Source organism: Pannonibacter phragmitetus DSM 14782, from assembly GCF_000382365.1.
GTDB lineage: Bacteria > Pseudomonadota > Alphaproteobacteria > Rhizobiales > Stappiaceae > Pannonibacter > Pannonibacter phragmitetus.
Genome location: NZ_KB908235.1, coordinates 1 through 17226 on the forward strand (window position 1 = coordinate 1; position 17226 = coordinate 17226).

The window sequence follows — 17226 nt, forward strand, 5'->3', positions numbered from 1 at the left end:
CACTTCGCGCTCCAATGCCTTGACCCGGTCCCGGTCGTTGACGGCCTGCGCCTCTGGCCCCGCTCGTCGGCCAGCCTCCTCCCGGCACCAGCGGCGCAGCGTCTCGCTCGTGCAGCCGATCTTGCCAGCAATCGAGGTCAGCGCCGCCCACTCCGACGGGTAATCCCCACGATGCTCCGCCACCATCCGCACGGCACGGTCGCGAAACTCACCCGAAAACTTGTTCCTTGTAGCGCTCATCTCAGCTCCTTCTCACAAATAGGAGCCTCCTGGAAAGCCAGGACGGTTCACCCTGACCAGGCTGCATCAGCCACCTTCACCCGAAAAACGCCCCCGGTATCTCCGCCCCGATCCGTATGCCCTCCCGGCCGGCCATTGGCCGCGGGCGTCGGCATATCTGCTGCAAAGGGACCTGAAACCGCGGATGCCGGTTAAGGCGTTGTGGCGCTTGGGCCTTTGGGGGCTGGAGGCGCCGGCCGTCCGGAGCCTTGGCCTGAACGCCCCTTGACAAACTTTCATGCAGCCGTTTTGGTAAGATGTCAGACCAATTCGGATCTATGGAACGGGGGCGGCATGAGGGGTAGCGGGGAGAGCAGCAGACCGGTGATCGCGCCGCTGGCGCCCATGGACCGGGTGCGCCAGGTGACGGAAGCGCTGGCAGCTTATGTCTCGCAGGCCGGACTGAAGGCCGGTGACCGGCTGCCGGCCGAGCGGGAGCTGATGGATGCGCTGGCGGTCGGCCGCTCGACCATCCGCGAGGTGATCCGGCACTTTCAGGCGCTCGGCGTGCTGGAAACCCGCAAGGGCAGCGGCACCTATCTGATCAAGCCGGTGACTTCCGCCACGATCCATATGCCGCTGTCGCTGGACACGGCGAACCTGCGCGATGTGCTGCTGAAGACGCTGGAGGTCCGGCGCGGCCTCGAAGCGGAAGCCAGCATTGTCGCGGCGCGGCAGCGGACCAGCGAAGACCTTGCCACCATCGAGCTGAAGCTCATGGAGATGGAACGGGTGCATCTGGAGCAGGGCACCTCCGGTCCGGAGGACCTGGCCTTTCACCTGTCCATCTACGATGCCACGCACAATCCGCTGTTCCGGCAGCTTCTGGAGCAGATGCGCGAGGCTTTCGAGCGCTTCTGGGACCGGCCTTTCAACCGGGCGGATTTTGCCCGCCGCTCCTTTCCCTATCACCGCACCCTGTTCAACGCCATTGCCGCACAGGACACGGAAGCGGCGCGGCGCGAAACCTTGAAAATTCTCGATGTGGTCGAGGAAGATATTAAGGAAATGTCCAAATGAATGACGGTTCCAGCCCGTTGGATCCCTTTTCCCTGATCGCGGCTCACGATGAGGCCCACGCTTATGGTGCCGTGGTGCCGCCCATCGTGCAGACGTCGCTTTTTACATTCGCAAGCTATGAGGAAATGCTGGAGACCTACCGCGGCGAGAAAGTCCGCCCGGTTTATTCGCGCGGCCTCAACCCCACCGTCCGCCACTTCGAGGAAATGCTGGCAAAGCTTGAGGGCGGCGAGGATGCACTCGGGTTTGCGAGCGGCATGGCCGCCATTGCCTCTTCCATCCTGACTTTCGTTGAGCCGGGAGACCGGATCGTCGCCGTGCGGCATGTCTATCCCGATGCCTTCCGCCTGTTCGGCACGATCCTGAAGCGCATGCGTGTCGAGGTGACCTATGTGGACGGCCACGATGAGGATGCGGTCGCCAGGGCTCTTCCCGGTGCCAGGATCCTTTATCTCGAAAGCCCGGTGAGCTGGGTCATGGATGCCCATGATGTCGGGGCGCTGGCGGCACTGGCGCGCAAGGAAGGCGTCATCTCGATCATCGACAACAGCTGGGCGACACCGGTCTTTCAGCGCCCCCTGGCGCTGGGCACCGATCTGGTGCTGCATTCGGCCTCCAAATATCTGGGCGGGCACAGCGACGTTGTGGCCGGGGTTGTTGCAGGCTCGGCAGAGCTGATCGGCCGCATCCGCAGCGAGGCTCTGCCTTATCTCGGCGGCAAGCTGTCGCCCTTCGATGCCTGGCTGCTCATCCGAGGCCTGCGCACGCTTCCGGTCCGCATGAAGGCGCATGAGGCTTCGGCGCTGGAAATCGCGCGGCGTCTGCAAGCCCACGAAAGGGTCGGCGAGGTGTTCCATCCCGCGCTTGCGAACCGGCTGCCGCCGGGCCTTGAGGGAACCTCCGGACTGTTCTCCTTCACTTTGCGCGAGGGCACGGTCATCGCCGGTTTCTGCAATCACCTGAAGCTGTTTCAGCTCGGGGTCAGCTGGGGCGGCCACGAAAGCCTGATCGTCCCCGGCGAGGTCGTCCTGCAGCAGAAGGCGCAGCCCAATTCGGCACAGGCCTTCGGCATCGACCCCCGATCCGTGCGCATCCATGTGGGCCTGGAGGGAACCACGGCCCTGTGGCGCGATCTGGAGGCTGCGTTCGCTGCCTCCCAAAACCAATAAAAAATCAATGTCTTCAAAAAGAGGGGAAGTACAATGATGAAAAGAATGCTGACAGCGGGCCTGCTGGCCTCGATGATGTCCGGTACGGCACTGGCCGATACGACGCTGAAGCTGGTTGAAGTCATTACCAGCCCGGCCCGGACGGAGACCTTGAAATCCATCGTCGCGCAATTCGAGCAGGCAAACCCGGGAACAAAGGTCGAGATCATCTCCCTGCCGTGGGGCGAGGCGTTCCAGAAGTTCGCCACAATGGTCTCCGCCGGCGAGATTCCCGATGTGATGGAAATGCCGGACACCTGGCTCTCGCTCTATGCCAACAACGGCATGCTGGAGAGCCTGGAGCCTTATCTGAGCGACTGGGAAGTCACCGCAGATCTGTCCGACCGGGCTCTGGAGCTTGGCCGCGACATCGACAACACGGCCTATATGCTGCCCTATGGCTTCTATCTGCGGGCCATGTTCTACAACAAGAAGCTGCTGGCCGAAGCCGGCGTTTCCGAACCACCCGTGACCATGGACGAGTTTGCCGAAGCCGCCCGCAAGGTCTCCGCCCTGCCGGGCAAATACGGCTACTGCCTGCGCGGCGGTCCGGGTGGCCTGAACGGCTGGGTGATGTTCGGCGCGACAATGGCCGGGTCCAATACCTTCTTCAATGAAGACGGCACGTCGACATTCGACAGCGAGGGCTGGCAGAAGGGCATCAGCTGGCTGATCGACCTCTACAAGAATGGCTATGCGCCGAAGGATTCCATCAACTGGGGCTTCAACGAGATCGTCGCCGGCTTCTACAGCGGCACCTGCGCGTTCCTGGACCAGGACCCCGATGCGCTGATTGCCATTGCCGAGCGGATGAAGCCGGAGGATTTCGGCGTCACGACCATGCCGAAGGGACCGTCGGGCAAGACCTTCCCGACCATCGGCTATGCCGGCTGGTCGATGATGGCCAAGAGCCAGAACAAGGATCTCGCCTGGAAGCTGATCGCGACGCTTGAAGGACCGGAAGGCAATCTGACCTGGAACAAGCGCACCGGGGCGCTGCCTGCCCTGAAATCTGCGTCCGATGATCCGTTCTATGCCAGCGAGCAGTTCAAGGGCTGGTTCAAGGTTCTGGAGGATCCGGACGCGATCCCGACCACCATGCCGACCTATCTGGAAGAATTCGCCTATTTCAAGGATTCCCTGGCGATCCAGACATCGCAGGAAGCCCTGCTCGGCGACATCACGCCGGAAGAGCTGGCCGCCAAGTGGGCGGACTACATGACCAAGGCGCAGCAGAAGTTTCTCGCCAAGAAATAACTGCCCTTTCCCGTGCAGCCTTACCCTGGCGGCGTTCTGCGCCGCCAGGGCCTCACGCCATCCCGACGCGAGAGAAGCGCAGAACGATGACACGCCTTGTTCAGTCCCGGGGCAGGCCGCCCTTGCTGCGGCGCATTGCCCTTGATGCCGAACCCTATCTGTACAGCGCCCCGGCGCTGTTCCTGATCGCTGCGGTCATGCTGGTGCCGCTGGTTCTCGGCATCTCCTATGCCTTCCGTGATATTCAGCTGCTCAACCCCTTTTCCGGCGGCTTCGTCGGGCTGGAGCATTTCCAGACTCTCGCCCGCGACAGGGCCTTCTACCGGGCGCTTTCGAACACGCTGTGGTGGACCGGTGCTTCCGTCTTTCTGCAGTTCGGCCTCGGGCTGATCCTGGCATTGCTGCTCAACAAGCCGTTCCGCGGGCGCGGTCTCGTGCAGGCGCTCGTCTTTCTGCCCTGGGCGGTGCCGACGTTCCTGGCCGGCCTGAACTGGGCCTGGCTGTTCAATCCGGTCATCGGCCCCTTGCCGCACTGGCTTTTCGCCCTCGGCCTGCGCAGTGAGGCGAACAATATCCTGTCCGATCCGCACCTGGCCATGTGGGGGCCGATCACCGCCAATGTCTGGTGGGGCATTCCGTTCTTTGCCATCACCCTGCTTGCCGCGCTTCAGTCCATTCCGCGTGATCTCTATGAGGCTGCGGCCATCGACGGCGCCGGACCCATCAAGCGGTTCCTCTCCATTACGCTGCCTTTCCTCGCCCCGACCATCGCCATTACCGTGCTGCTGCGCACTGTATGGATCGCCAATTTTGCTGATCTGATCGTGGTGATGACCAATGGCGGGCCGGCGGACCGGACCCAGATCGTCGCCAGCTATATTTTCACCCAGGCTTTCAAGCGTCTCGATTTTGGTTATGCCTCGGCCATCGCGCTGGTGCTGCTGATCCTGTTGCTGGTCTATTCGATGCTGATCGTCTTCCTCCGCCAGACGCTTCTGAAGGAGGATTGAAACATGCATGTCCGCAAATTCTCTCTCGTCGCGGCCCATCGCCTGGCCATTCTCTGCTATGTGGTCTTTGCCCTGTTTCCGCTGTACTGGCTGCTCAAGGTCGCCGTTACACCCAATGATCTGCTCTACAGCGAAGGGGTGCGGATGTGGCCGTCGAGGACGACCTACGAGCATTTCGACTTCGTGCTCCGGCACAGCGCTTTCCCGACCTTCTTCCGCAACTCGGTGATTGTCGCCGGTTCGACTGCGCTGGTGGTAACGCTGATCGCCTCGCTGTCCGGCTATGCCCTGTCGCGGTTCTCGTTCCGGGCGAAATACTGGCTCATCGCCCTGATGCTGATCACCCAGATGTTTCCGCTGGTGATGCTGGTCGCCCCGATCTTCAAGATCCTCTCGCCGCTCGGCCTGACCAACAGCCTGACCGGGCTGGTGATCGTTTACTCCGCCTTCAACGTGCCCTTCGCGACCTTCCTGATGCAGTCGTTCTTCGATGGTATTCCGAAGGATCTGGAGGAGGCGGCGATGATCGACGGCGCGACCCAGTTCAAGGCGTTCCGCCAGATCATTCTGCCGCTCACCCTGCCGGGGATCGCGGCGACCCTTGGCTTCGTCTTCACTGCGGCCTGGAGTGAACTCCTGTTCGCCCTGATGCTGATCTCCGGCACGGACGCAGCGACATTCCCGGTCGGACTGCTGACCTTCGTTTCCAAATTCTCCGTTGATTTCGGACAGATGATGGCTGCCGGCGTGCTTGCGCTGATCCCGGCCTGCCTCTTCTTCCTGATGATCCAGCGCTATCTCGTGCAGGGTCTGACGGCCGGCGCGGTCAAAGGCTGAAAGGTTTTCTCATGGCCTCAATCGAAATTCAGGACGTCCGGAAAAACTACGGCGTGGTCGAGGTTCTGCACGGTGTCGATCTCGACATCCAGGACGGTGAATTCATCGTTCTCGTCGGTCCGTCCGGCTGCGGCAAGTCCACGCTTCTGCGCATGATTGCCGGGCTGGAGGACGTCAGTTCGGGCGGTATTCATATCGCCGGAAAGCGGGTCAATGATCTGCCGCCGAAGGACCGGGACATCGCCATGGTGTTCCAGTCCTATGCGCTTTACCCGCATATGACCGTCGCCGGAAACATGAGCTACAGCCTACGCCTGCGCAAAACGCCGAAGGAACTGATCGCTGAAATGATCGGGGAGGCTGCCGGAAAACTTGGCCTCGAGCCTCTGATGGAACGGCGGCCGAAGGCCCTTTCCGGTGGCCAGCGCCAGCGGGTTGCCATGGGCCGGGCCATTGTCCGCAAGCCGAAAGCCTTTCTGTTCGATGAACCCTTGTCCAATCTGGATGCCCGCCTGCGCGAACAGATGCGCGCGGAAATCAAGAAAATGCACGCGGACCTGGGCGCAACCTCGATCTATGTCACCCACGACCAGATCGAGGCCATGACCCTGGCCGACCGGATCGTTGCCATGCATGGCGGCGTTGTGCAGCAGGTCGGGACACCGCTCGATCTTTATGACCGGCCGGCCAACCTCTTCGTCGCCGGCTTCATCGGGTCGCCGGGCATGAATTTTCTTGAAGGCCGGTACCATACCGGCAGTGGCAGTGCGGAGTTCCGCCTTGCCGATGGAACAGCCATTCCCCTGTCCCCGCGCGGCGGTCTGGCGGATGGCGCCCCGGCGACGCTTGGCATCCGGCCCGAGCATGTCAGCCTCTCTGACGAGGGGCGCTGGGAGGCCGGTGTCGATCTGGTGGAACCCACGGGCTTCGGCATCATCCTGCATCTGGCCTTGCATGGCCAGGCGTTCAAGGCCTTCACCCTGGACCGCTCCGTCCTCACACCTGCAGCAGGCCTGCGGGTCAGCTTTCCGGCCGAACATCTGCACCTGTTCGACGAAGACGGCAACCGCGTCTGAAGGCGCCAGGGCGTCATCAGGCTGTCGCCGTCTGCCGCCAGCGCCGCCACGGGCTGCGCTGCAGAGAGGTTGGTGTCCGGGCGGGCTGAAGGAAAGGGCTTCGTCCTCCTTTACGCCATCACCCAAAAATCGCCGCCAGTATCTGTGCCTCGATGCGGGCGGCTTCGGTGCTTGCCCTGGGGCGCGGGTGGGGGAGGGGGACGGGGAATTCGGCCTTGATGCGGCCTTCGTCGAGCACGATCACCCGGTCGGCGAGGGCCACGGCTTCGGCCACGTCATGGGTGACGAGGATGGCGGTGAAGCCGGTCTGCTGTTTCACCTTGAGGATAAGCTCCTGCATCACCAGCCGTGTCAGCGCATCGAGGGCGCCCAGCGGCTCGTCGAAGGCGAGCAGGCGCGGGTGGCTGACGAGGGCGCGGGCAAGGGCGGCGCGCTGCTTCTGGCCGCCGGACAGGGTGGAGGGCCAGACATGGGCCTTGTCCGAAAGCTGCACCGCCTCCAGCGCTTCGGCCACGGGCTGGGGCAGGGCGGCGGTGTGCGTTGCTGCTGACAGACCGGCGTTTCCAGTATCACTGCCATGTCTGAGGCCGATGGCAACGTTTCCGGCCACCTTCTCCCATGGCAGGAGCCGCGGCTCCTGGAACATGAGGCGGATGTCGTCCGAGCCTTTCTGCGGGGCCTTGCCGTCAATGGCGAGGCTGCCGCTGGTGGCGGTGTCGAGGCCGGTCAGAAGCCGCAGCAGGGTGCTCTTGCCGCAACCGCTCTTGCCGACGATGGCGAGGAATTCGCCGGGGGCAACGTCGAGATCCAGCCTGTCGAGCACTGTCAGCCCGCCGAAGTCTTTCGAGACACCGCGCACGCGGATGGCAGCACCGCCTGCGGGGTGGTTTTCGTTCTGTCCCTCTGTGCGGTTCCCTGTCTTGTGGTTTTCGGGCGCGCGGTCTTCATCCTGCGCCCTGTGGCCGGATAGGTGCAGGTAGCCTTCGGGAAGGGCAGCAGCGGCGAGTGCGGCTGCCGGGTGGCCGTCGAGGAAGGCCGGGAAGTGTCCATCAGGATGCGGCATAGGCGGGGCTCCAGGCCAGGGCGCGGCGTTCCAGCGCACGGGTGATGACATCGGCAAGCTTGCCGAGCAGGGCATAGAGGATGATCGACAGAACCACGGTTTCGAGGATCATGAATTCGCGGGCCTTCATCGCCATGTAGCCAAGGCCGGATGAAGCGGAGAGCGTTTCGGCGACGATCAGCGTCAGCCACATGATGCCGAGTGCATAGCGCAGGCCGACAAAGACGGATGGCAGTGCGCCGGGCAGCAGGATCTTGCGGAACAGCTCCGTGCGCTTCATGCCATAGGCACTGCCCATCTCGATAAGCTGCGGGTCGACGTTGCGGATGCCGTGCAGCGTGTTGAGATAGATCGGGAAGAACACACCGATGGAAACGAGGAACAGCTTCGCCCCTTCGCCAATGCCGAACCAGATGATGACCAGCGGCAGCAGGGCGAGATTGGGGATGTTGCGGATCATCTGCAAGGTGGTGTCCGTCGCTTCGCGGAACAGCGGGCTCACCCCGTTGGCCAGGCCGAGCAGGAAGCCGATGCTGCCGCCGATGGCAAGGCCGGACAGGGCGCGCAGGGCCGAGACGCCGAGATGAGTGAAAAGCTCACCGCTGATGAGGGTTTCCCAGGCCGAGACGGCCACGGCGCTGGGGCGCGGCATCAAGATGTCCGGCAGCAGACCGGCGGCGGCAGCTGCCTCCCACAGCAGCAGCACACCCACCGGGAAGATATAGGGCACAAGGGCGGCCAGCGGGCGTTTCAGGGACTTGAGGCTTTGCCACAATGCGCCGGGCCGCAGCTGCGGGCGGGAGGGCAGATCCCCGGCGTAGATGAGATCACTGGTGCTCATGAGACGATGTCCTTTTCTCTGTCCGGCGGTTGCTTCACTCACGTCTGAGGGGCTTCGGGCGTGTGGTCCTGGCCTCTCTCTGCCCGTTGGTCAGGGGCGCGAACTGCGCGGAGGAGGATCGCGCCCTCCTTTTGCCGCAGCGCCCCTCTCCCCCCTGCCGGGGGCCTCTCCCCCTCAAGGGGGGAGAGGAGTTGGCACCTGCCTGGCAGTCCGTTGCAAACCCTCCCCGTTGAGGAAGGAGCGGGGCGCGGCGGTGGGGCGGGAGGAGAACCGTCCCGCCGCGCCCCGGATCCGGCTCAGATGAACCGGTGCGGCCAATGGGCCTCAGTGTCAGCTTGCGCTGGCCACCTTCGGGCGGAATTCCGGCCGGGCCGTCTCCGTGCCGCCGCGCTGCGGACTGATGTTTTCAAAGCGCGAGGCGTGCTGCTGCGGCTTGGCCGTGCCCTTGAGGACGGGGAAGAGCAGCTCGGCCACCCGGTAGGCCTCTTCCAGATGCGGATAGCCGGAGCCGACGATCGTATCGATGCCAAGCGCCTGATACTCGCGGATGCGCTCCGCCACCGTTTCCGGGGAGCCGACAAGGGCAGTGCCCGCACCGCCGCGCACAAGGCCGACACCAGCCCACAGGTTGGGCGAGACTTCCAGCCGGTCCCGCCGCCCGCCATGCAGGGCGGTCATGCGCTGCTGGCCGACGCTGTCCGACTGGCTGTTCAGCCAGGCCTGCGCCTTGGCAATGTCCTCGTCCGTCAGCTTCGAAATCAGCCGGTCTGCGGCTGCCCAGGCTTCCTCGCCGGTTTCCCGGACGATGAAATGCAGGCGGATGCCGAAGGAGACTTCGCGGCCCTTGCGGGCGGCGGCTTCCCGCACCCGGTCCAGCTTTTCGGCCACTTGCGCGGGCGGCTCGCCCCAGGTCAGGTACTTGTCCACCCGGCCGGACGCGAACTCGATGGCAGCATCTGACGAGCCACCGAAATAGAGCGGCGGGCGCGGGCTCTGCACCGGGCGGAAGGGCAGGCGGGCATTGAGGGCGCGCACATGCTTGCCATCCAGATGCGCTTCACCCTTGGCCAGAAGATCCTCCCAGACGGTGAAGAACTCTTCGGCAAAGTCATAGCGCTCGTCATGGGCCTGGAAGATGCCGTCACCGGCCAGTTCCGCCGGGTTGCCGCCAACCACGATGTTCAGCAGCAGGCGTCCGTTCGACACCCGGTCGAGCGCCGTGGACAGGCGCGCATAATAGGCCGGCGACGCGGTGCCGGGGCGGATGGCGACGAGGAAGCGCAGCTTTTCCGTATGGGCGGCGAGATCGGCAGCCGTGATGAAGCTTTCCTCGCAGAAGATGCCGGTGGGCAGCAGCACACCGTCATAGCCCAGCGTATCGGCTGCCTGTGCTACCTGCCGCAGATACTGCGGCTCCGGCGGGCGGTGGCCTTCGGACGAGCCGAGATAGGGGCCGTCGCCGGAGGTGGGAATGAACCAGAGGAAGTCGAGTTTGTCCTGTGACATGGATCAGGCTCCTTGAGTGATACGGCGGCGGATCAGGCGGATTTCGGTGTCCAGACGGCTGAACGGATGTCGAGCTTGCGCGGAATGATGCCGAGGGCGTGGAAGTCGTCGGCAAGCGCCTGCTCGTAGACGATGTGCTTTTCCTCGACGAAGCCGATGGCGCCGTAATTCTGGCCCTTGCGGGTGGCGACGGTGGTCAGCACGTCTTCCGGCAGGCCGGTGGCGGCGGCAAAGGCCTTGACGGTGCCGGGCAGGTCGTTCTGCGCCGCCTCGCCAACCTCGCGCAGGGCGAGGATCAACTCAGCCAGGAGCTCGCCGTTCTGTTCGGCGAACTTGCCGTTGGCGGAGAGGAAGCCATAGGCCGGGATAACGCCGTCGGCGGTGGCCAGCACTTGTGTCTCCGGCGATTTTTCGGCGCTGGCGGTGTAGGGGTCCCAGATCGACCAGGCGTCGATGGAGCCATTGGCAAAGGCGGGGGCAGCGTCCGGCGGGGAAAGGTCCACCTGCTCCACGTCATCCAGCGAAAGGCCTGCGGTGCGCAGCAGCTGCAGGGCGACGTTATGGGCGCTGGAGCCGCGCTTGAAGGCGAGCTTGCGCCCCTTCAGATCTTCGAGCGAGGTGATGCCGGAATTCTTGCGCACCAGAATGGCCGAGCCGGTGTCCGAGCCGGTATAGGCACCGGCGAAGACCAGATTGCCGCGGGCAGCATGGGCAAACAGCGGCGGCACATCGCCTGTGGTGCCGAAGTCCAGGGCACCCGCGCTCAGTGCTTCCAGCAGCGGCGGGCCGGAGGTGAACTCCGCCCAGGAGACGGTTATGCCGCGCAGAGCAAGGCGCTCCTCCAGCAGGCCGCGCCCCTTGAGCAGCGCCACGACGCCGCCCTTCTGCCAGCCGATGCGCACTTCCTTGGCGGTCTGTGCGCGGGCGTTGAACGAGGGGCCGAAGAGGCCGAGGGCCGAGGCGCCGAAGCCGAGAAGCAGGGCGTTGCGGCGGTCGAGTGTCAAGGTCATGGATTTCGCTCCATTTCATCTGGGAAAGACCGGAGAACCGCTCCGGCGGGCGGGCGGTTGGGGCTGAGCCTAGTGGCCCACGGCGGCGGAGTTGATCTGCGGGCGGCCAAGGAAGGGGGCAAGCTCCCCGGCGGCCTGGCCAAGGCGGGCAAGCACTGCCTCGTTGACAAGGCGCCCGTCGAGATAGTCCCGCTCGCTGGCATAGACGCCGGTTCCCAGCGTCTGCGCGCTGAAGAAGGAGAACAGCGGGCGCAGCTGATGCTCGATGACCAGCGCATGCCTGTCACCGCCGCCGGTGGCGGTCAGCAGCACCGGCTTTCCGGCGAAGAAGTCCACCGGCAACAGGTCGATGAGGTGCTTGAAGAGGCCCGGATAGCTGCCCTTGTAGACCGGTACGGCGATGATCACCGCCTCTGCCGCCTTCAGGCTGGCAAGAGCCGTCTGGGCATCGGGGCCAAGATCCTCGGCACGCTGGGCGTTGCCGAGGAAGGGCTGAAAGTCCGAGATGTCATATACCCGGGTGGTGCGGCCGAAACGTTCGGCGGCAAGGCGGGCGGCGGTGGCGGCGAGGACCCGGGTCTTGGACCCGGATCCCGAACTGCCGGAGAGGCTGACGATGGACGGCTGTGTCATGAGGCATGTCCGTTATTAGTCTATAATGTAGATAGACTAAGTAACTTTCATGCCTCCGGTCCATTCCATAGTCAGAGCCGCAAAGAGAAGAACTGCGTTCTCCCTCACACCGGCGGCAGCAGAAGCTTTCCCCTTGCCGGGGCTGCGGCCATCTGGCCGCTTGCCGGCGGCTGGCTGAGGCGCCGGGCAAGAAGGGCCGCCTGTTCGCGGATCTCCGGAATCGCCGTGATCTCCCAGAAGGCGGCGCGTGTCACTGGACCGATGCCGAACAGGCGGGGATGCGGCTGGCCGCTGGCGGTGAGCAGGCGGGACTCGCTGTCGAAATCAAGGCCGAGGCCAAGCGGATCGATGCGGCCTGTCCCATTCTCCAGGATGTCCTGCAACAGCGGCGTGGAAGGTGTTTCCGGCGAGCGGCGGATGCCCCGGCAGTCGAGGGCTGCGGCGGCCGTCAGGATTTGCGGCTCCCGCACCACGCCGCTGCGCGGCTGATAGGAGACCTCGACCGTGCCGTCTGCGGTTCTTTGGGCCGAGAGATAACGGCCCTTGACCACCTTCAGTTGGCCGCTTGCCAGAGCCTGCGCGATCCGTTCTGCTGACTGGGGTGGCATGCGGTGGCGGTGCACTTCCCAGAAGGACGCCAGATGGCGCAGGAAGATCTTGCGGTTTTCCGCCGTCAGGTGATGCCAGAGCGTGCGGATATGCGGGCGGATGCCGTCCAGCACCTCGCGCCAGTCGCCGCCCCGCGCCTGATGCTCAGCGGCAAGCTTGCGCAGCCAGCGGGTGAGAAACTGCGTGCTTGTGCCAAGCGGAATATCGGCTGCCGACAGCCGCAGCGGATGGGCGCTGCTGTGGGCCTGCGGCAGAAGGCCATGGCGGGACAGGGCGGTCATGGGCCCCGTGTGGCCCCGGTCGAGCAGGGAAAGCGCCCAGTCCACCATGGTCAGCCCGCTGCCGATGAAGATCACCGGGGCATCGGGGGCAATATCCGGCAGAGCATGCCAGGGGTTGGACAGGGCAGAGCCCGCAGGGGCGCCTGAAGGGTGGCCGGTGGCCAGGACGGCGGCATGGGCCATGACGGTGGAGCCATCGTCGAGGGTCAGGGCAACGCTGCGGGGCAGGGTCTCGATGGCGGTGCAGGAGGCAGCATGCAGGCGGATGCTGCCCCGCTCCAGTCCGGGGCGCAGCTGCGCTTCCAGATAGTCGCCGTAGATGGCGCGGGTGACGAAGCAGGCCGGCGTTGCGTCCCCGGGCCGGGTGGCCAGCCATTCGCCGAAATGATCCGGCGCATCGGCATAGGCGCTCATGTTGCGCACGCGGGTGTTGAGAAGATGGCCCCGGTCAACGGGCGCATAAGCGATGCCGCGGGCAATGCGGTCGGCCTGTTCGATCAGCGAGATGCGGATGCGGCCCGCGGTCAGTCTGTCCAGATTGGCTGCCAGCAGCGTTCCACTGGCACCAGCCCCGATGATGGCGATGTGATGCGTCATGCTGCGTTCTCCCGGTTTCTGGCGGCCGGGGCGCGGCATGTGCCTCGCATCAGGACACGTGGAGGGCTGCGATCTTCTCGCTCTCCTCGGCCTCGGCCATCTGTCGCATGGATGCGATGGATCTGGTGTCCAGCACCGAGGCGATTGCCTCGCGGACATCCAGCATGGTCAGCCGGACAGAACAGGCGTTCTCGTCCGGGCAGTCGTGACAGCGGTGATAGGCGGTGCGGCTGGCGCAATGGATCGGGGCGAGCGGTCCGTCGAGGACGCGCAGCACATGCCCCACCATGATGTCTTCCGCCGGGCGTGTCAGGCAGTAGCCGCCGCCGCGCCCCTTGCGGGCATGGACGAAGCCCGCATGGCGCAGGTCCGCCAGAATGGCATCGAGAAACTTCTTGGAAATCGAATTGGCGTCGGCAATTTCCGACGACTGGACAACCTGTCCCTCGGGCAGGCCTGCCAGATGGCACATGGCCTTCAACCCGTATTTGCCTTTCATGGACAGCATGGAAACAGGACTCCGCAGGACAATGGACCCTATTCATCCATTTTGTTGATCGTCCATATAGACCGGTTTGTCCTTTCTGGCCAGAACCAAAGGCTTTCCGCCACGGCGGAAGGGTGCGCGGCCGGAGAACCGGCGGCGCGAAGAAGTGCAGCACTGCCCGGTGAGGTTCAGTACCGGGGGCCATGGGCGGAACCAGACGCAAAACCGGCCAGCGCCAGTGTGCGCGGCAGGTTGCCATCTGTCCGGGTGGCGGCGGTCTGCGCGGGAACGGTGGCTGGGGCTGTCTGCACCCCGCTGCTGCCGCCCGCCATCGCTCCGCGTGGAGAGGCGAGCACGGCGACGACAAGTGCATAGGCCGCAACGAAGGCAATCCAGGCGGCGAGGCGCATGATGTCCTTGCGCGCCGTGGTGTTGCTGGCCGGGCTGGTGGCCGTGATGCGTCGTCCGGTCATGTTCCGTGCCTCCTCTCATGGGTTGTGACGGTGCGTCCGTCATCTGTGCGGCGGCGCGGGCTTGCGCTGCGGCCGCCGGGATAGCGGGGGATCAGCGACAGGTCGGTCAGCAGCGTCTTGCCAACCGGCCACGGGCCGAAACCGGCGTCCGGATTGATATGGCCCGAAGGCCCGAGATCGATCAGCCGTGCGCCCCAGTCATCGGCGAGCCGGCCGGCCCGGTCGAAGGTCATCCAGGGATCGTTGCGGCTTGCCACAACGGCAGCATTGAACTCGAACCGCTCGCGCGGCAGCGGGCCGAAATGGCCGAGGCGCTGGGCGCCGATGCCGCGTTCCACATCAGCAGGGGCGACCAGCAGGGCGGTGCCGATTTCCACCGAGGGCCAGCGCGCCGCCACGCGGGCAATGGCCGTGGCACCAAGGCTGTGCGCCACGATATTGGCGCCGGGATGCTCGCGCAGATGCCGCACGATGGTCACGTCCCACTGATAGGGATCAGCCGCGCTCCAGTCGTCCTGGCCCACCCAGATGGCCGACGGATCCGTCTTCAGCCACCAGGTCTGCCAGTGATTGCTGCAGGAGCCGCCAAGGCCCGGAATGATCAGGGTGACAGTCATTGCCATCTCCATATGGCTGCTGTTGACATTGTGCTGATCATCTACTGGTTCGCTGTACTTTTGAATTCCAAAGGCAGTGCCCCGAAGAGCATGGATGTTCTCCGCCGGCCCGTCCGGCGCACAAACTCATCTCCGCGACACGTCGACCGGATAGGCCGTGGTGGCCTTGATCCGCTCCATCGCAAAACGGGAGGTGACGTTCTTCAGCGGCACGCTTTCCGTCAGCCGCTTGTAGAAGGCGTCGAAGGCGGCCATGTCTTCCACGGCGACCCTGAGCAGATAGTCGGCGTCCCCCGCCATGCGGTGGATCTCCATGACTTCGGGCATGGCGCCGGTGATGCGGGCAAAGCTGTCGCGCCATTCCGGCGTGTGGTCCGCTGCTTCGATCTCGACGAAGACGGTGAGACCCAGCCCGATCCGCTCCGGCGCGACGAGCGCGACGCGCCCAAGGATGATGCCGGTCTGCTCCAGCTTCTGGATGCGCTTCCAGCAAGGCGTGGGGGAGAGGCCTGCCCGGTCGGCGAGCTGGGCAATCGACAAGGTGGCATCCGCCTGCAATGCGGCGATGATCTTGCGGTCGATGAGGTCCAGAGACATGCCTTCTCCAATATGTATATCGAATTAGTAGATATATTTCGCCGGGAAGGTGCTTCTGTCAAGCTGGCTCCGTTCTGCGCGCTTGCGCTGCGGAGCATTGCAAATTCCCCGAAAGGGCTGTGCGGGAGAAAACTGTTCCTGTTTCCCTCCGCAGCCGGATGCCCTACAATGCAGGCAGCCCCTTCGTGGTTCCCGCCGGATGGTCCGGCGGCTGGTTGCCTTGCAGCCCTGACCGGGGAACAGAGACGCACGTGTTATCTCTCAAGGCACAATATGCATTGAAGGCCGTCATCGCGCTCGCCCGCAACGGGGCGGACGAGGTGCAGCTGACGGCGGATATTGCCGAAACCCAGGCGATTCCGAAGAAATTCCTTGAGCAGATCCTGCTGGATCTCAAGCACAACGGGGTGGTCGTCAGCCGGCGCGGCAAGGCGGGCGGCTATATGCTGCGCAAGTCGCCCGACCTCATCACCTTCGGCGAAATCCTGCGCATCGTGGAGGGGCCGCTGGCGCCGCTTCCCTGCCTCAGCCGCACGGCCTACCGGCGTTGTGATACCTGCCGGGACGAGGCGTCCTGCGAGATCCGCCGGGTCTTTGCGAAGGTTGCCGAAGCCAACCGCGCCATCCTCGATAACACCACGATTGCCGACTGCCTGAAGGGTCAGGGGCTGCCGGAATCCAATCCAGCCCGCCTTGTTGGATAAATTTTCTACGATTTCGGCTTTATTGCAGTGGCGGTTTGTTTTTAAACTCGACAAAATCGATAGAGATTAAATGCGTTGATAGCAGGGAGGTTCCCCAAATGACACGCATCCGGTTTCTGAAATCCGCCGCCGCCGTTGCCCTCGCGCTCGCCTTTGCGGCGCCAGCCCCGGCCTTTGCCGCAGACGTGACGCTGCTGAATGTCAGCTACGATCCGACCCGCGAGCTCTACAAGGAATTCAATCCCGCCTTCGCCGCCTTCTGGAAGGAGAAGACGGGAGACAACGTGACCGTGCAGATGTCCCATGGCGGCTCGGGCAAGCAGGCGCGCTCGGTCATCGACGGGCTGGAAGCCGACGTGGTGACGCTGGCGCTTGAGGCCGACATCAACGAGATCGCCTCGGCCACCGGCAAGATTCCCGAAAACTGGCGCAGCCTGCTGCCGAACAACAGCGCCCCTTACGTTTCCACCATCGTCTTCCTTGTCCGCAAGGGCAACCCGAAGGAGATCAACGACTGGCCGGATCTGGTCCGCGATGGCATCCAGGTGATCACCCCGAACCCGAAGACCTCCGGTGGTGCGCGCTGGAACTTCCTGGCCGCCTGGGGCTGGGCGCAGAAGACCTATGGCGGCGATGAAGCCAAGACGCGCGAGTATGTAACCGAGCTTCTTCGCCATGTGCCTGTGCTTGACACCGGTGCACGCGGCTCCACCACCACTTTCGTTCAGCGCGGGATTGGCGATGTGCTGCTGGCCTGGGAGAACGAGGCTTTCCTTGCTCTCGAGGAACTGGGGCCGGACCAGTTCGAGATCATCGTTCCGTCCATCTCGATCAAGGCCGAGCCCCCGGTGGCGCTGGTGGAAGGCAATGCCAAGGCAAAGGGCACGGAAGAGGTGGCCAAGGCCTATCTCGACTATCTCTATTCCCCGGCAGGGCAGGCCCTTGCAGCCAAGCATTACTACCGTCCGGCGAGCCCTGAACTGGCCAATCCGGAGGATCTGAAGCGCTTCCCCGAAGTCGAACTCGTCACCATCGAGGACTTCGGCGGCTGGGCCAAGGTGCAGCCCGAGTTCTTCGGTGACGGCGGCATCTTCGACCAGATCTACAAGCCGGCGCAGTAA

Annotated in this window: 19 protein-coding genes; 8 read left to right on the plus strand and 11 right to left on the minus strand. The window is 64.2% G+C overall.

Annotated features, from left to right (window positions below; all coding sequences use genetic code 11):
• The coding region (locus tag H163_RS0120185; protein ID WP_019966434.1) for a transposase at positions 1–240 on the minus strand (240 nt) is incomplete at its 3' end.
• A gap of 333 nt (positions 241–573) precedes the next feature.
• On the opposite strand from H163_RS0120185, the gene H163_RS0120190 reads away from it, so the two are divergent.
• From H163_RS0120190 to H163_RS0120215, 6 genes are all read left to right on the plus strand, one after another.
• Positions 574–1299: a FadR/GntR family transcriptional regulator gene (locus tag H163_RS0120190; RefSeq protein WP_026356111.1), complete on the plus strand. Its 726-nt coding sequence runs from the start codon at positions 574–576 to the stop codon at positions 1297–1299.
• The gene (locus tag H163_RS0120195) at positions 1296–2468 is read left to right on the plus strand and encodes a PLP-dependent transferase (RefSeq protein WP_019966436.1); all 1173 of its coding nucleotides are present in this window, start codon (positions 1296–1298) and stop codon (positions 2466–2468) included. The genes H163_RS0120190 and H163_RS0120195 overlap by 4 nt, the downstream gene beginning before the upstream one ends.
• 36 nt (positions 2469–2504) lie before the next feature.
• Entirely contained in the window at positions 2505–3764 is a 1260-nt protein-coding gene (locus H163_RS0120200) for an ABC transporter substrate-binding protein (RefSeq protein WP_026356112.1), read from the plus strand.
• 86 nt (positions 3765–3850) lie between these two features.
• The gene (locus H163_RS0120205; protein WP_026356113.1) at positions 3851–4774 is read left to right on the plus strand and encodes a carbohydrate ABC transporter permease; all 924 of its coding nucleotides are present in this window, start codon (positions 3851–3853) and stop codon (positions 4772–4774) included.
• A gap of 3 nt (positions 4775–4777) precedes the next feature.
• Positions 4778–5611, plus strand: a complete 834-nt coding sequence (locus H163_RS0120210; RefSeq protein WP_019966439.1) for a carbohydrate ABC transporter permease — start codon at positions 4778–4780, stop codon at positions 5609–5611.
• Positions 5612–5622: 11 nt separating this feature from the next.
• On the plus strand, positions 5623–6687 hold the full coding sequence (locus H163_RS0120215; protein WP_019966440.1) for an ABC transporter ATP-binding protein: 1065 nt from the start codon (positions 5623–5625) through the stop codon (positions 6685–6687).
• Between the two features lie 118 nt (positions 6688–6805).
• Here the strand turns inward: H163_RS0120215 and H163_RS0120220 are convergent, their stop codons facing one another.
• The 10 genes from H163_RS0120220 to H163_RS0120265 form a co-directional block, all read right to left on the minus strand.
• Positions 6806–7750, minus strand: coding sequence for an ABC transporter ATP-binding protein (locus H163_RS0120220; RefSeq protein WP_019966441.1), 945 nt, complete (start codon positions 7748–7750; stop codon positions 6806–6808).
• Positions 7737–8591, minus strand: coding sequence for an ABC transporter permease subunit (locus H163_RS0120225; protein ID WP_019966442.1), 855 nt, complete (start codon positions 8589–8591; stop codon positions 7737–7739). Before H163_RS0120225 ends, H163_RS0120220 begins: the two co-directional genes overlap by 14 nt.
• 330 nt (positions 8592–8921) lie before the next feature.
• A complete protein-coding gene (gene ssuD / locus H163_RS0120230) occupies positions 8922–10097 on the minus strand; it encodes an FMNH2-dependent alkanesulfonate monooxygenase (RefSeq protein ID WP_019966443.1) in 1176 nt (391 codons plus the stop codon).
• Between the two features lie 32 nt (positions 10098–10129).
• Positions 10130–11107: an aliphatic sulfonate ABC transporter substrate-binding protein gene (locus tag H163_RS0120235; protein WP_019966444.1), complete on the minus strand. Its 978-nt coding sequence runs from the start codon at positions 11105–11107 to the stop codon at positions 10130–10132.
• A gap of 69 nt (positions 11108–11176) precedes the next feature.
• Positions 11177–11740, minus strand: coding sequence for an NAD(P)H-dependent oxidoreductase (locus H163_RS0120240; RefSeq protein WP_019966445.1), 564 nt, complete (start codon positions 11738–11740; stop codon positions 11177–11179).
• A 104-nt stretch (positions 11741–11844) separates the two neighbouring features.
• Positions 11845–13227: an FAD/NAD(P)-binding protein gene (locus H163_RS0120245; RefSeq protein WP_160118263.1), complete on the minus strand. Its 1383-nt coding sequence runs from the start codon at positions 13225–13227 to the stop codon at positions 11845–11847.
• A gap of 49 nt (positions 13228–13276) precedes the next feature.
• Entirely contained in the window at positions 13277–13735 is a 459-nt protein-coding gene (locus H163_RS0120250) for an RrF2 family transcriptional regulator (protein ID WP_019966447.1), read from the minus strand.
• 167 nt (positions 13736–13902) lie between these two features.
• Positions 13903–14187 carry a hypothetical protein gene (locus H163_RS0120255; protein ID WP_019966448.1) on the minus strand — a complete coding sequence of 95 codons (285 nt, stop codon included), beginning with the start codon at positions 14185–14187 and terminating at the stop codon, positions 13903–13905.
• Positions 14184–14804: an RBBP9/YdeN family alpha/beta hydrolase gene (locus H163_RS23315; protein ID WP_160118262.1), complete on the minus strand. Its 621-nt coding sequence runs from the start codon at positions 14802–14804 to the stop codon at positions 14184–14186. Before H163_RS23315 ends, H163_RS0120255 begins: the two co-directional genes overlap by 4 nt.
• Positions 14805–14930: 126 nt before the next feature.
• Entirely contained in the window at positions 14931–15401 is a 471-nt protein-coding gene (locus tag H163_RS0120265) for an Lrp/AsnC family transcriptional regulator (protein ID WP_019966450.1), read from the minus strand.
• 251 nt (positions 15402–15652) lie between these two features.
• On the opposite strand from H163_RS0120265, the gene H163_RS0120270 reads away from it, so the two are divergent.
• On the plus strand, positions 15653–16105 hold the full coding sequence (locus H163_RS0120270; protein WP_026356118.1) for an RrF2 family transcriptional regulator: 453 nt from the start codon (positions 15653–15655) through the stop codon (positions 16103–16105).
• A gap of 98 nt (positions 16106–16203) precedes the next feature.
• On the plus strand, positions 16204–17226 hold the full coding sequence (locus H163_RS0120275) for a sulfate ABC transporter substrate-binding protein (protein WP_019966452.1): 1023 nt from the start codon (positions 16204–16206) through the stop codon (positions 17224–17226).